At 55.1% G+C, this 546-nt stretch carries 1 protein-coding gene; it reads right to left on the reverse strand.

Annotated elements, in window-relative coordinates; all coding sequences use genetic code 11:
* A partial coding sequence (locus RE027_RS18110) for a tape measure protein (RefSeq protein ID WP_368809689.1) occupies positions 1-546 on the reverse strand: 546 nt, incomplete at both ends.

A 546-nucleotide genomic window follows, 5' to 3' on the forward strand; every position in this document is an offset into this window, starting at 1 on the left:
GGTATTGGCCTGTGAAAGCGTGCGCGGTAGTTTCTCGAACTCTGCATTCACTGAACCGGTTTGCTTCTGAATGGCGTTCAGAGCATCTTCTGCCGTCAGTTTCCCGTCCAGCATGAGCTGACGAAGCTCTCCGATGCTTACACCCATCCCGGCGGCAATCTGGCGCGCCAGTTCCGGCATTTGCTCAAGGATGGAGTTGAATTCCTCAGCCCGCACAACTCCAGATGAAATCGACTGGCCAAACTGTCGCAGCGCATTCGCCATTTCCTCGGATGAGGATCCACCAATACGCCCGATTTTCTGAAGTGTTTCGGTAAGCTGAATGATCTGGCCGTTGGTAGCTCCGGTATCGCGCAACGCCGTGCTGAGAGTCTCCCACAGCTTTGCTGTATCCTGTAGCGAACCACCCGTTGCCGAACTGATGCGCATCAGACTTTGCATAGTCTGCGATGCTGTCGCTGCGCTGCCAGTGAGCCTCTCTATACGCGCGTTGAGCTGGCTCATGTTGTCAGCAGCTACGAGGAATGCCTTACCCCAGTCAACAAC

Source organism: Kocuria sabuli, assembly GCF_040981185.1.
Taxonomy (GTDB): Bacteria; Actinomycetota; Actinomycetes; order Actinomycetales; family Micrococcaceae; genus Kocuria; species Kocuria sabuli.